Origin of the sequence: Nonomuraea zeae (genome assembly GCF_005889725.1) — a bacterium.
GTDB classification, from domain to species: domain Bacteria; phylum Actinomycetota; class Actinomycetes; order Streptosporangiales; family Streptosporangiaceae; genus Nonomuraea; species Nonomuraea zeae.
The window spans coordinates 65,706-79,136 of the sequence record NZ_VCKX01000001.1; the positions used below are offsets into that span (position 1 = coordinate 65,706).

Annotated in this window: 9 protein-coding genes; 8 read left to right on the forward strand and 1 reads right to left on the reverse strand. The window is 72.1% G+C overall.

Annotation, left to right across the window (positions count from 1 at the left end; genetic code table 11):
- Positions 1-8 precede the first annotated feature (8 nt).
- Genes ETD85_RS00285 through ETD85_RS00320 form a run of 8 tightly spaced genes read left to right on the forward strand, consistent with a single transcriptional unit; the run spans position 9 to position 11,875 of the window.
- Positions 9-1,826 carry a class II aldolase/adducin family protein gene (locus ETD85_RS00285; protein WP_138687508.1) on the forward strand — a complete coding sequence of 606 codons (1,818 nt, stop codon included), beginning with the start codon at positions 9-11 and terminating at the stop codon, positions 1,824-1,826.
- The gene (locus ETD85_RS00290) at positions 1,808-4,474 is read left to right on the forward strand and encodes a DUF4915 domain-containing protein (RefSeq protein ID WP_138687509.1); all 2,667 of its coding nucleotides are present in this window, start codon (positions 1,808-1,810) and stop codon (positions 4,472-4,474) included. Before ETD85_RS00285 ends, ETD85_RS00290 begins: the two co-directional genes overlap by 19 nt.
- Positions 4,467-5,879, forward strand: coding sequence for a glycosyltransferase (locus ETD85_RS66630; RefSeq protein WP_138687510.1), 1,413 nt, complete (start codon positions 4,467-4,469; stop codon positions 5,877-5,879). The genes ETD85_RS00290 and ETD85_RS66630 overlap by 8 nt, the downstream gene beginning before the upstream one ends.
- Positions 5,879-6,853: an aldo/keto reductase gene (locus ETD85_RS00300; RefSeq protein WP_138687511.1), complete on the forward strand. Its 975-nt coding sequence runs from the start codon at positions 5,879-5,881 to the stop codon at positions 6,851-6,853. The genes ETD85_RS66630 and ETD85_RS00300 overlap by 1 nt, the downstream gene beginning before the upstream one ends.
- A 14-nt stretch (positions 6,854-6,867) precedes the next feature.
- Positions 6,868-8,439, forward strand: coding sequence for an alpha-amylase family glycosyl hydrolase (locus tag ETD85_RS00305; RefSeq protein WP_138687512.1), 1,572 nt, complete (start codon positions 6,868-6,870; stop codon positions 8,437-8,439).
- A complete protein-coding gene (locus tag ETD85_RS00310) occupies positions 8,436-9,686 on the forward strand; it encodes an FAD-binding protein (protein ID WP_138687513.1) in 1,251 nt (416 codons plus the stop codon). Before ETD85_RS00305 ends, ETD85_RS00310 begins: the two co-directional genes overlap by 4 nt.
- A 15-nt stretch (positions 9,687-9,701) precedes the next feature.
- On the forward strand, positions 9,702-10,613 hold the full coding sequence (gene cysD / locus ETD85_RS00315; protein WP_138687514.1) for a sulfate adenylyltransferase subunit CysD: 912 nt from the start codon (positions 9,702-9,704) through the stop codon (positions 10,611-10,613).
- Positions 10,613-11,875, forward strand: a complete 1,263-nt coding sequence (locus ETD85_RS00320; protein ID WP_138687515.1) for a sulfate adenylyltransferase subunit 1 — start codon at positions 10,613-10,615, stop codon at positions 11,873-11,875. The genes cysD and ETD85_RS00320 overlap by 1 nt, the downstream gene beginning before the upstream one ends.
- Before the next feature lie 24 nt (positions 11,876-11,899).
- Here ETD85_RS00320 and ETD85_RS00325 read toward each other — a convergent pair whose 3' ends face one another.
- A complete protein-coding gene (locus ETD85_RS00325) occupies positions 11,900-12,916 on the reverse strand; it encodes a serine hydrolase domain-containing protein (protein ID WP_138687516.1) in 1,017 nt (338 codons plus the stop codon).
- Positions 12,917-13,431 lie beyond the last annotated feature (515 nt).

A 13,431-nucleotide genomic window follows, 5' to 3' on the forward strand; every position in this document is an offset into this window, starting at 1 on the left:
GGACGGTCATGGACGAGCTGTTCACCCCGCCGGTGGACCGGTGGGACCCCAAGATCGCCCGGGACCTCTCGGGCAGGGACGAGGTCATCTACCGCTCTCACCTGGTCGGCGCCGACCCGGCGCTGACCAAGGAGGGCGGCGGGAACTTCTCCGTCAAGGACGTCACGGTGGACCACCGCGGCCGCTCCACCCGGGTCCTGTACATGAGCGCCTGGGGCTGTGACGGCGCCACCACCACGGCGGACGACTTCCCGGCGCTGCGCCTGGACGAGCTGCTGCGGCTGCGGGACTCCGGCCCGTTGAGCGAGACCGAGATGGTCGGCCACCTGGTCGACAGCGGCCTGCACGGCGAGCAGCGCCGTCCGGGCATCGAGACGCTGACCCACGCGTTCATCCCCGCCCGCCACGTCGACCACTGCCATCCCGACGCGGTGATCGCGCTCACCTCGTTCCCGGGCGGGCGGGAGGCGGCCGAGGACGAGTTCGGCGAGGAGGCGGTCTGGTTCGACTACCGCCAGTTCGACGCCGGCGTGGCCCGCGAGCTCGCCGGCCGGATCGCGGCCGGGCCGCGGTGCCGCTTCGTGCTCCTGGCCAACCACGGGATCTTCACCTGGGCCGACACCAGCGAGCAGTGCTACCGCAACTCCCTGGAGGCGGTCGAACGCGCGATGCGGGCGCTGCGGAAGGCGCAGCGCCGGCCGGCGGACCTCGGCGGACCGGTCGTGAGCCCGCCGCCGCCCGAGCCGGCCGCGGAGCTGCTCGCCGAGCTGCTCCCGGCGATCCGCGGCGCCCTGTCGGACCCGGACCGCGGCGTCGTCCTGCACGCCGATCGCAGCCCCGAGGCAGTGGGCTTCGCCTCCTCCGAACGCGGGCCCCGGTGGACGCAGGCGGGGCCGGGCTGCCCCGACCATCTGGTCACGGTGGGGTACCGGCCCCTCGTCCTCGATCGGGTCCCCACCGGCCCCGCGGAGGTGCTGGCCGCCATCCGCCGCCACCGCGACTGGTACGACGCGTACTACGAGCGGCACGTGCCCCAGCACGCCCGGGCCCTGGGCAAACGCGACAACAGGCCCCGCGCGGTCGTGCTGCCCGGCCTGGGCGTGGTGAGCTGCGGCCCCGACGCCGCCAAGGCGCGCCTGTGCGCCGATCACCTGGCGCAGACCATGACGGTCATCAGGGCGGCCGACGCGGCAGGCGGCTACCGGTCGCTGTCGGAGGCCCAGGGCGCGGCCGACGAGTACTGGCCGCTCCTGCGGCTCAAACCGCAGCTGCGCGCGGCCGAGGAGCCGCTGGCGGGCCTGGTGTTCCTGGTCTCCGCCGACGACGCTCACGCGGACGCGGTCGCCGAGCGCCTGGCCGCCGCGGGCGCCCACGTCGCGCTCGCCGCTCCGCCCGAGCGGCACGCGGCGGCCGTCGCCACCGCCGCCACGATCACCGCCGGCCACGGCGAGCGCCGCGCGGTGGCGCTCGCCCGGGACACCGACCAGAGCGCAATCCGGGAGGCCGTGCTGTCCTACGGCGGCTTCGACGCGGTCATCGACGCGGACGGCGACCTGGCCCGCGCCGCGCTGACGGTGTTCGCCAGGCAGGGCCGCCACGGCTCGATCCTGCTCACCCGCGACACCGGCCAGAAGCTTCCCGTCCACGGGCTGCCCGGCGGCGGCGCGTCCGTCCACACCGTCGTCGCCGCGGACCCGGAGGCAGTGGCCCGGGCGGCGGTCTTCCTCACCGGCTCCGGCGGCACGTCGTGGCGGGACACGACGCTCGTCGCCACGGCCGGAGCCAACGCGACCACAAGGAGAAACCCATGTCCAGCGATCTGCTGACCAGCCTTGAGGGGCTGGTCCCCCCCGACCAGCACCTCCTGGCGTCGTGTTTCGACGCGCATCACACGATCGGCGGCGGCCTGTTCGCGATCAACGGCACCGTCGAGGAGATCGACCGGGTGTCCAGCACCGGCCTGCACGCGGACGACGGGCTGCTGTACCGGTGCCTGTGGAGCGCCGAAGGCAGCCCCGCCGAGCTGGTCGCCTACGACACGACCGGCGTGCGGCGCTACCACCGGCTCGACGACGTCTCCACCCCGCACGACATCCTCGCCCTGAACGGCCAGGTGCTGGTGGTGGGCACCACCCAGAACGAGGTGCGGTGCATGGCGCCCGACGGCAGGGTGGCCTGGCTCTGGCGGGCGCCAGGTGAGCAGGACAGCTGGCACCTGAACAGCCTGGCCGTGGCCGGTGACCAGATCGTGGTGTGCGGGTTCGGCCCGTTCCTGCGCCGCCGCGGCTGGGACGAGAACGGCAAGCCGGCCACCGGGCAGGTGGTCAACCTGGAGACGGGCGAGCCTGTCCTCCGTGGCCTGCACGCGCCGCACAACCCCCATTACAGCGACGGGACGTGGTTGATCTGCGACTCGGCGGCAGGCGACCTGGTGGAGTTCTCCGACGCGACCCGGCAGGAGATCCGGCGGCTCGGTCTGCCCGGCTGGCCACGGGGCCTGGCCGTGACCGACCGGTACCTGTTCGTCGGCGTCAGCCCGCACCGGTACCTGACCGCCTCGGTGGAGACGGCGGCCGTCGCGGTCGTGGACCGCCTGGAGTGGCGCCAGGTCGCGCTGGTCAGGCTGCCCGCCCGTGAGGTGTACGCGCTGGCGCTGGTCCCGTCGCCGCTCGCCGAGGGCGCCCGGCGGGGGTTCACCGCCAACCACACCAGGGTCCACGAGCAGGGCCAGCGGCAGCTGTTCGACCGGCTGGGCCGGCGGCCGAGCCGCTTGTGGGCCATCGGCGACCGGCTGGCCGAAGAGGAGTGCCGGGCCGAGATCACACTGGCCGGCCAGGCCGAGGAGCGGGCCGAGACGGGCAGCCTGCTGACCGTGGACTGCCGGGTCGGGAACACCGGCGCGGGCCTGCTCACCCCCGCGCCGCCGTACCCGGTCAGGGTGGTGCACCGCTGGTACGACGCGGACGGGCAGGAGGTCCCGACCCAGCCGATCAAGGCGGCGCTGCCGCGTACGCTGCCGCCCGAAGGCGTCGTCGAGGTGCCCGTCAGGGCACGCACGCCCGACGAGCCCGGCGACTACCGGCTGCGCATCACCCTCGCTCAGGACGGCGGCGTGCCGTTCGACGAGCTGGACCCGTCCGCCGCCGCGGACGTGCGCGTGCGGGTGCTGGCCGACGGCCCGGCCGCCGAGGCGCTGGCCGCCTTCGGCCTGCGGCCCCCCGAGGTGCAGGCGGCGCGGACGGCGGGCAGCACCGTGCACGACATGATCCGTGCGCTGCTGGCCCGCACCGGCGATGGCGTCAACGGGCTCACCGCGGCGCTGATCGAGGAGCGCGGACGGCAGGAGTTCGTCAAGGCGCTGGCCATCGCGCTCGGCGCGTCGGAGCGGGCGCTGACGCACTCCGTCGCCCAAGCCCTGCCCGATTCTGACGACGTGCTGCTGACCGGCGCGGAGGCCGTGGCGCTGACCCTGCGCCGCTCGGGCGTCGGCATCGTCTTCGCCGGATCCGGTGAGCCGCTCCTGCGCGACGCCATGGCGCGCCTGGGCCTGCTGGCCGAGGTGGCCGGAGACCGCGCGGCGGCGATCCAGGCGGGCGGTGCGAGCATGGTGCGGCCGGGGAACGGCGTGGCCGTCCTGTCGGGCACCCGGGGCCTGGCCGACGCGCTCGGCGCGCTGTCCGATCTGCGCCACGACGACATCGGCATGGTCGCGGTGGTCGAGTTGCCCGGCGACGGCGAACCCGGCCTGCCCGCGGCCTGCGGCGCCTTCGTCAAGTCCTGGTACGAGCCGGACGGACCGCCCGGCGATCCCGAAGGCCGCGGGGCGGCGGCGCACGCTCTGGTGGCGACGGTGCGGCAGGCGCTGGACGACAGCAGGCAAGCGCCTCTCGGCCCGGTGCTCGTGGCTCTCCCCCGCCATCTGGCGGAGACCGCCTGGGTGCCGTTGACCGCGCTGCCGGGCGCCGGCCGGGTGATCGGTGAGACGGCCGGGCGGCCGGCCCGCCAGGTGGCGCCGGTGGCCGACGTGCTCGGCGGCGTGCTCGGGGCCGTACCGCCGGGCGTGTATGTCACCGGCGGCGCCGCCCTGGCCACCGGGCTGGCCCTGGGCGAGCCGTCCGCCAGGGTGGTGTGCGGCCTGGGCGGCCAGGACGGCGGGGACGGGGTTCGGGAGCTGGTCGCCGCCGCGCGGCAGGCGGCGCCGGTGACGTTCGTGGTCTGCGACGGCGCCTCGCGGTACGGCGAGATCGCCGACGCGCTCGGGGTGCGAAGCCGCCGGGTGGACCTGAGCGGCCGGCTCGACGGCGACTACCTGGCCGCGCAGGGGAAGGCGTTCGCCGTCACGCTGCAGGCCATGACCGATCACCCCGGGCCGAGCCTCATCGAGCTGGTCCCTCCCGCGGGCACTCGGCTGTGGGACACGGGCTGGATCAGCATGCTGGAGCTGCCGACGACGGTGGGAGCGGGAAATGCGTGAGATCGCCTTCGCGGAGGTCCCCCTGGAGCCGTACCGGGACGCGCTCGGGGAGGAGCGGCTGGAGTCGCTCCGCCGGGGCTGCGAGCGGGTGCGGTCGCTGCTGGGCGGCCGGACCGTCTGGAACGTCAACTCCACCGCCGCGGGCGGCGGCGTGGCGGAGCTGCTGCACGTGCTCGGCCCGCTGGCCCGCGCGGCTGGCGTGGACGTGCGCTGGCTGGTGCTCGACGGTGACGCCGAGTTCCAGGCCATCGCCAAGCGGCTGGTCTCCCGCCTGTACGGCGTGGCCGGCGACGGCGGCCCGCTCGGCGACGCCGAGGCGCGCCGCTACCGTCGCCGGATCGAGGAGAGCGCGGAGCCGCTCGCCGCGTTCCTCCGGCCGGGGGACGTCGTGATCGTGCACGACCCCCAGCCGGCCGGCCTGATCGGGACGGCCCGGCGGTGCGGCGCGAGCGTGGTGTGGCGCTGCCACATCGGCAGCGACCAGGCCAACGAGCACACGCGCGACGGCGGTCGCTTCGTCGGCGGGTTCGTCGCCGAGGCCGACGCCACCGTGTTCTCCACGATCGGTCACGTGGCGGGCTGGGCGCCCCGGCCGCTGGTCATCCCGCCCTCGATCGATCCGTGCGGCCCGAAGAACATGCCCCTCACCGGCGCGCAGGTACGCGACGTGCTCGGTGTCGCCGGGCTCATCGCCCACGAGCGGCCGGCCCCGGTCGAGACGCCCGTCCCCGTCGGCGCCGGAGTGCGGGTGCACCGGCCCGCGGTGGTGCTGCGGGAAGGACCGCCGCCGCCCGCGGACCTGCCGATGGTCGTGCAGGTCTCCCGCTGGGACCGGCTCAAGGACATGATCGGGGTCCTGGAGTCCTTCGTCGCCTCCGGCGTGGACGGCTACCTGACGCTGGCCGGCGCGGATCTGGCGGGCGTCGCCGACGACCCGGCCGCGGCCGGGGTGTACGACGAGTGCCGGCAGGTCTGGGAGTCGCTGCCCGGCGGGCACCGCCGCCGCTGCCAGCTCGTCTGCCTGCCGATGGACGACCTGCGGGAGAACGCCGTGATGGTCAACGCGTTGCAGCGGCACGCGAGCGTCGTCGTGCAGAAGAGCCTGGCCGAGGGCTTCGGGCTGACCGCGACCGAGGCCATGTGGAAATCCAGGCCGCTGGTGGCCAGCGCCGTCGGCGGGCTGCGCGACCAGGTGACCGACGGCGAGACCGGGCTGCTGGTGGGCGACCCGCGCGACGTCGCGACCACCGCCGCGCACCTGCGGCGGCTCTTCCGCGACCGGCCGTTCGCGCGCCGGCTCGGGGAGGGCGCGCGGCGGCGGGTGCGCGAGCGGTACCTGCCCGACCGTCAACTGCTGGACTGGGCCCGGCTGATCGAGGGCGTGACGACGAAGGAGGCGGCGTGATGAGGACATTGGGACACGACGGGCCACGGGTCTCCGACCTCGGTCTGGGCTGCATGGGGATGTCGCAGTTCTACGGCGCGTGGGACGACGACGAGTCGGTCCGCACCATCCACCACGCGCTGGACCTCGGCGTCAACCTGCTCGACACCGCCGACATGTACGGCCCCTACACCAACGAGGAGCTGATCGGCCGCGCCGTCCGGTCCCGGCGCGACGAGGTGCTGATCGCCACCAAGTTCGGCAACGTCAAGGGGCCCGACGGCCGGGTGATCGGCGTCAACGGGCGTCCCGAGTACGTACGCGCCAGTTGCGAGGGCTCGCTGCGCAGGCTGGGCGTGGACGTCATCGACCTCTACTGCCAGCACCGGGTCGACCCGTCGGTGCCGATCGAGGACACCTGGGGGGCGCTCGCCGACCTGGTACGCCAGGGCAAGGTCCGCCACCTGGCGATCTCGGAGGCGTCTCCGGAGACCGTCAGGCGGGCCCACGCGGTGCATCCCGTGGCCGCGGTGCAGAGCGAGTACTCGCTGGTCAGCCGCGACCCCGAGCAGGGGCTCCTGGCGACGCTGCGCTCGCTCGGCATCGGGTTCATCGCCTACGCGCCGCTCGGCAGGGGCCTGCTGACCGGAAGGATCACCATGACGGACGACCTGTCCACCGAGGACTTCCGCCGCACCCTGCCCCGGTTCCAGCCGGGAAACCTCGCCCACAACGCGCGGCTGGTGGAGCGGATCACCCGCCAGGCCCGCGAGCGGGGCGTCACCGTCGCGCAGCTGGCGCTGGCCTGGGTCCTGGCGCAGGGCGACGACATCGTCCCCATCCCCGGCGCCAAGAGCCGGGCCCGGCTGGTGGAGAACATCGGCGCCACGAACCTGCGGCTCACCGCCGCGGAGCTGGCCCTGCTGGACGAGGCCGCGCCGTTCGGATGCGCGGCCGGAGACCGCTACCCGGACATGTCAGGAGTGAACAGATGAGCGTCCGGACCGGTATGACCCATGAGACATGGTGGCGGGAGGCCGTCATCTACCAGGTGTACCTCCGCAGTTTCGCCGACCACGACGGCGACGGGGTCGGCGACCTGCCGGGGCTGCTGGGCAAGCTCGACTATCTGCGGGAGCTCGGCGTGGACGCCGTCTGGCTGTCCCCGTTCCACCCGTCGCCGCTGGCCGACTTCGGCTACGACGTCAGCGACTACACGGCGGTGGACCCCGCCTACGGCACGCTCGGCGACTTCGACGTGCTGGTCCGGGCCGCGCACGAGCGGGGCATCCGCGTGCTGATCGATCTGATCATGAATCACACCTCCGCCGAGCACCCGTGGTTCGTGGAGTCGAGCTCGGATCGCACCAACCCCAAGCGCGACTGGTACATCTGGGCCGACCCCCGTCAGAGTGACGAGCCGCCCAACAACTGGCTCAGCTCGTTCGAAAGGTGCGGGCCCGCGTGGACGTACCAGCCGCGGACCCGGCAGTGCTATCTGCACAGCTTCACCCCCGGCCAGCCCGACCTCAACTGGCGCAATCCCGAGGTACGGGCGGCGATGCGCGAGGTGTGGCGGTTCTGGCTCGACCGAGGGGTGGACGGCTTCAGGATCGACGTCGCGCACCGGCTGATGAAGGACGCGGAGCTGCGTGACAATCCGGCCGAGCTCGCGCACGCCAGACGGCACACGGCTCACCCCACGCTGCGGATGCGCAATCTCGACCTGCCCGAGACCCTCCAGGTGCTGCGCGAACTGCGGGGGACGCTCGACGAGTACGGCGGGAAGCTCGCGCTGGGCGAGGTCCCCATCAGCGACGACGGGCGGCTGGCCGACTACTTCGGCGGCGACGGCATGCACACGGCCTTCCACATCGCATTCTGGGAGCAACCCTGGCGAGCCACCGCCTTCCGCCGGACCGTGGACGGGCTGGCCGCCCGGATCCGCCCGGGAGCCCTGCCGACCTATGCCCTGGCCACCCACGACATCTCGCGTACCGCCTCCCGGTACGGCGGCGCGGCTCGCGCCCGGGTGGCCGCCATGATGGCGTTCAGCCTGCGCGGGATCCCTTGCGTCTACTACGGCGAGGAGATCGGGATGAGCGACGCTCCGCCGCCTCTGGCGCTGGACGTCGACGGCCGGGACGGTCAGCGCACCCCGATGCAGTGGGACGCCACCGGCCGCGGTTTCACCACCGGCACGCCCTGGATGCCGGTGGCACCGGATCAGGCCGAGGTCAACGTGGCCGTCCAGTCAGGCGACCCCGATTCGCTGCTGACTCTGTACCGGAGGCTCATCTCCTTCCGGCGCGCGTCACCGGCCCTGCGGACGGGCGACTACCGATCCCTGGACGCCGGCGACGACGTCTTCGCCTACCTGCGTTCCGCTCCTGGCGAGCGGCTCCTGGTCGCGCTGAACTTCGCGTCCCGGCCGGCCACGGCCGTCCTGCCTGACCTGCCGGCCAAGGGCCGGGCCGACGTGTCGACCGGCGACCGGCCGGCCGGCTCGACGGTGGACCTGCGCCCGCTGCGGCTCGAACCCGGCGAGGGCGTGATCATCAGAATCGAGGACCGGTCATGACCACCAACTGGGCAGGCAACATCACCTACCGGGCGGATCGTATCCACCGGCCGGCCACCGTCGCCGAGCTGCAGGCGCTGGTGGCCGGCAGCCGGCGCATCCGCGCGCTCGGCACCCGGCACTCCTTCAACGACCTGGCCGACTCCTCCGGTGCGCTCGTGTCCCTCGCGGACCTCCGCTCGTCCGTCGAGCTGGACACGGGACGGGCCACCGCGAAGGTGCCGGCCGCGACCCGCTACGCCGAGCTCGTCCATTTCCTGGACGAACGCGGCTTCGCCCTGCCGAACCTGGGCTCGCTGCCGCACATCTCCGTCGGGGGCGCGTGCGCGACGGCGACCCACGGCTCGGGAGTGCGCAACGGCTGCCTGTCCACCTCCGTGTCCGCCATCGAGCTCGTGACCGCCGGCGGCGACCTGATCACCGTGGAACGGGGCGGCGAGCACTTCGACGGGGTCGTCGTCGGGCTGGGAGCGCTGGGCGTGGTGACCAGCCTGACCCTGGACCTGGTGCCCGCTTTCGAGATGCGCCAGCAGGTCTACGAGGGGCTGCCGCTGGAGGCGCTCGACGACCACTTCTCCGCCCTGGTCCACAGCGCCTACAGCGTGTGCCTGTTCACCGACTGGCGCGCGCCCCGCCTGACCCAGGTCTGGATCAACGAACGGCTGGACGAGCCGCCCGCGGACGTGGTCAAGCAGCCGTGGTTCACCGCCCTGCCGGCCGACGGGCCGCGCCACCCCGTAACCGGCATGCCCACGGCGAGCTGCACCGAGCAGCTCGGCGTGCCCGGCCGGTGGCACGAACGCCTGCCGCACTTCCGCCCGGACGCCGAGCCGAGCAGCGCCGGTGACGAGCTGCACTCGGAGTACATGCTCGCCCGCCGCGACGCGGTCGCCGCGCTGCACGCGCTGGACGGCATCCGCGACCGCGTCCAGCCCGTCCTGCAGATCTGCGAGGTACGCACGATCGCGGCCGACCGGCTGTGGATGAGCCCCTTCTACGACCAGGACTCGGTGAGCATCCACTTCACCTGGACCTCCGACACCAGCGCCGTCCTGCCGATCGTCCGGCTGGTCGAGCAGCGGCTGGCGCCCTTCGCCGCCCGGCCGCACTGGGCGAAGATCTTCACGATCGCGCCGCCGGATCTGCGGCCGATGTTCCCCCGCCTGCCCGATTTCGCCGACCTGGTCCGCACGTACGATCCGGCCGGCAAGTTCGGCAATCCCTTCGTGGACCGCTACCTGCACTAGGCATTGGAGAACCGCATGCTGACGACCCACCGGCTCTCGCAGCTCGACGTGCTGGAGGCCGAGTCGATCCAGATCATCCGCGAGGTCGCGGCCGAGTTCGAGCGGCCCGTGCTGCTGTTCTCCGGTGGCAAGGACAGCGTGGTGCTGCTCCGGCTGGCGATCAAGGCGTTCCGCCCCGCCCCGATCCCGTTCCCTGTGCTGCACGTCGACACGGGGCACAACTTCCGCGAGGTGCTGGAGTTCCGTGACCGGATGACGGCCGAGCTGGGCATCCGCCTGATCGTCGCCTCGGTCCAGGACTCGATCGACCGGGGCCGGGCGAGGGAGGAGACCGGCAGACGGGCCTCGCGTAACCGGCTGCAGACCGTCACCCTGCTCGACGTGATCGAGGAGCGCGGCTTCGACGCGGCCTTCGGCGGCGCGCGCCGTGATGAGGAGAAGGCCCGCGCCAAGGAGCGCGTGGTCTCCTTCCGCGACGAGTTCGGGCAGTGGGATCCCAAGAACCAGCGGCCCGAGCTGTGGAACCTGTTCAACGCCCGGATCCGGCGGGGCGAGCACGTACGGGTCTTCCCCCTCTCGAACTGGACCGAGCTGGACGTGTGGAGCTACCTGCGCCGCGAGTCGCTGGAGCTGCCGGCGATCTACTTCGCGCACCGGCGCACGGTGTTCGAGCGCGATGGGCTGCTGCTCGACGACAACCCGTACACCGATCGGCAGGACGACGAGCCGGCCTTCCTGGCCACGGTCCGCTTCCGCACGGTCGGCGACGCCTCCTGCACCGGCGCGATCGAGTCGGCCGCGGCCACCGTCGACGAGGTGATCGAGGAGATCAAGGTGACGCGGGTCACCGAGCGGGGCCAGACCAGGGCGGACGACCGGGTCAGCGAGGCGGCCATGGAGGATCGCAAGAGAGAGGGCTACTTCTGATGGACATTCTCCGCCTGGCCACGGCCGGAAGCGTCGACGACGGCAAGTCGACGCTCATCGGCCGGCTGCTGTACGACTCCAAGGCGATCTTCGAGGACCAGCTGTCGGCGCTGGAACGGATCAGTGCCGGCCAAGGCCGCGAGCACACCGATCTGGCCCTGCTCACCGATGGGCTGCGAGCCGAGCGCGAGCAGGGGATCACCATCGACGTCGCCTACCGCTATTTCGCCACACCGCGCCGCACCTTCATCATCGCCGACACGCCGGGACACATCCAGTACACCCGCAACATGGTCACCGGCGCCTCCACCGCCGACGTGGCCATCATCCTCGTCGACGCCCGCAAGGGCGTGCTGGAGCAGTCGCGCAGGCATGCGTTCCTGGCGGCCCTGCTCCGTGTCCCGCACCTGGTGGTCGCGGTCAACAAGATGGATCTGGCGGGCTACGAGCAGGCCGCCTACGAGCGGGTCGTGAACGAGTTCACCGCGTTCGCCGCCAAGCTCGACATCGGCGATCTGACGTTCGTCCCGATCTGCGCGCTGCACGGTGACAACGTGGTCGAGCGCTCCGTCAACATGCCGTGGTACGACGGCCCCTGTCTGCTGCGTCATCTCGAGCACGTGCACATCGCCTCCGACCGCAACCTCATCGACGCGCGCTTCCCCGTGCAGTGCGTCATCAGGCCGCCCAACGCGGACGACCCCCTCCTGCACGACTACCGCGGCTACGCCGGGCAGATCGCCAGCGGCGTGCTCCGGCCCGGCGACGAGGTGGTGCACCTCCCCTCGGGTCTGACCAGCCTGATCACCCACATCGACGGCCCCTGCGGCCCGCTGTCCGAAGCGTTCGCCCCCATGTCGGTCACCCTGCGGCTGAACGACGATCTCGACATCTCGCGCGGTGACATGATCGCCAGGCCCCACAACCAGCCGCGGGTGATGCAGGACCTGGAGGCCGTGGTGTGCTGGATGAGCGGCGAGCATGCGCTCACGCCCGGCACGAGACTGCTCGTCAAGCACACCACCGCCACCGCCCGGGCCGAGGTCGGCGACCTGCACTACCGCCTGGACGTCAACACGCTGCACCGCGACTCCCGGGCCCGGGCACTGACCCTCAACGACATCGGCCGGGTCCGCCTGCGCACCGCCCGGCCGATCTTCGCCGACGACTACGCGCGTAACCGGGCGACCGGGGGGTTCATCCTCATCGACGAGACGAGCAACGCCACCGTCGGCGCCGGCATGATCACCGGGCTGCGCTAGCGAGACCGCACTCTCGGCGGATGGCTATGCGGTGCACATGAGGCGTTCGGCCGCGGCGATGGCGTCCGAGGGCTGGCCGGAGGCCAGCTGGACGACCACCTCCGTCTCGCCGTCCGCGCTGCTCATCGCCATCCCGCTGTAGCCGAAGATCCACCCGGAATGGCTGTACACGCGCCGCCCGCAGCCGAGCGTCTGGGCGAAGATCCCGAAGCCGCCGGCCTGTAGCCGCCGGCCCAAGTCCTGGGTGAACACCCAGTGGTAGAAGCTCGACACGTCGGCCGCGGTCGAGATCAGCCCGCCCGCGGTCCAGAAGATCGACGAGTCCAGCTCGGCGTTGTCCACTCCGTCGGTGTGGATTCCGTGCGCGAGATCCTTGGGCAGGTCGTCGGCGGGTAACTCGGTCGCGGTCAGGCCCTGCGGGCCCGTGATGCGCTCGCTCAGCAGCTCCCGGTACGGCTTGCGGGACACCTTCTCCAGGATCATGCCGAGCAGGATGAAGTTGGTGTTGGAGTAGCCCTGCGCCTCTTTATCCGCATATTTCAGCAGTTCTCGGGGCGGCCAGTGCCGGAGGTGGGCACCGCCGCCCAGATCCTTGGTGAAACGCTCGTCGCGCAGGTAGTCGGAGATGCCGCTGGTATGCCTGAGCAGGTCCGCCACGGTCGCCTTCGTCTTGATGACCCCGGGCAGGACTTGGTCCACCCGGTCGGTGAGCGCCAGCCGCCCCTCCTCGACCTGCTGCAGGACGAGTGTCGCGGTGAACGTCTTGGTGATGCTCGCGATCCTGAACCGGTGATCCGTCCGCATCGGCACCCCGGCGTCCGCCCGCCCTGCCGCCGCCTGCCACGTCCGGTCGCCCTTCCTGACATGCACCACCGCGCCCGACGATCCGGCCGCGACCAGCCGCGCGGCCTCCGCCTGCACGGCCGGCGGCGGCGATGGCCGAGCGGACGGCGCCGGTGAGGGCCGTGCGGACGGCTCCCGGGGGGCGGGAGAGCTGCACGCGACCGCGCAGAGCAGGCAGAGGACGGCTGTGATCCGCATGACACCGATATTGATCGCCAAGCCCTTCGGGGGGAAGGCCGACGGCTCGCGAGGCCGCCGCGAGCAAGATCATCGGCTGTCTGACCGATATGTCAAATAAACTCGACTCAATTAGTCAATATGGGAAGACGTCTTATCGATACGAAGACCGAAACCATGGTTACGGGCATTGCATGGATGACCGTGATCTTCACGCAGCGTGACAGCCGTCCCGGGAGCAGAGGCAGGACAGAGATCATCTGTCCAGCTTGAGAGGGTTTCGTCACTCGCTGTCAAGCCCGCAGGCACCAAAAACGCGATGCCCGAAACCTCCATTCCGTCATTGGTTGAAATTTCACTCCTTGACTGACTTTCGGACAAAATAATAGGAATGGCGTGGCTTTAGGCGTTAACCGGTCCTCGCCACGGCGAACCCTGACGAGCGACCCATAGTTCCTGCTGTCCGCGCGACGACCTCGCACGGCGCCGTGGATCCGTCTGGGGGGTGACTTCGAGTAGCAATGCGAGAGGAACAC

Coding starts and splice junctions, on each gene's coding strand:
- ETD85_RS00285 (WP_138687508.1), top strand. CDS start 9: ATGGACGAGCTGTTCACCCCGCCGGTGGACCGGTGGGACCCCAAGATC.
- ETD85_RS00290 (WP_138687509.1), top strand. CDS start 1,808: ATGTCCAGCGATCTGCTGACCAGCCTTGAGGGGCTGGTCCCCCCCGAC.
- ETD85_RS66630 (WP_138687510.1), top strand. CDS start 4,467: ATGCGTGAGATCGCCTTCGCGGAGGTCCCCCTGGAGCCGTACCGGGAC.
- ETD85_RS00300 (WP_138687511.1), top strand. CDS start 5,879: ATGAGGACATTGGGACACGACGGGCCACGGGTCTCCGACCTCGGTCTG.
- ETD85_RS00305 (WP_138687512.1), top strand. CDS start 6,868: ATGACCCATGAGACATGGTGGCGGGAGGCCGTCATCTACCAGGTGTAC.
- ETD85_RS00310 (WP_138687513.1), top strand. CDS start 8,436: ATGACCACCAACTGGGCAGGCAACATCACCTACCGGGCGGATCGTATC.
- cysD (WP_138687514.1), top strand. CDS start 9,702: ATGCTGACGACCCACCGGCTCTCGCAGCTCGACGTGCTGGAGGCCGAG.
- ETD85_RS00320 (WP_138687515.1), top strand. CDS start 10,613: ATGGACATTCTCCGCCTGGCCACGGCCGGAAGCGTCGACGACGGCAAG.
- ETD85_RS00325 (WP_138687516.1), bottom strand. CDS start 12,916: ATGCGGATCACAGCCGTCCTCTGCCTGCTCTGCGCGGTCGCGTGCAGC.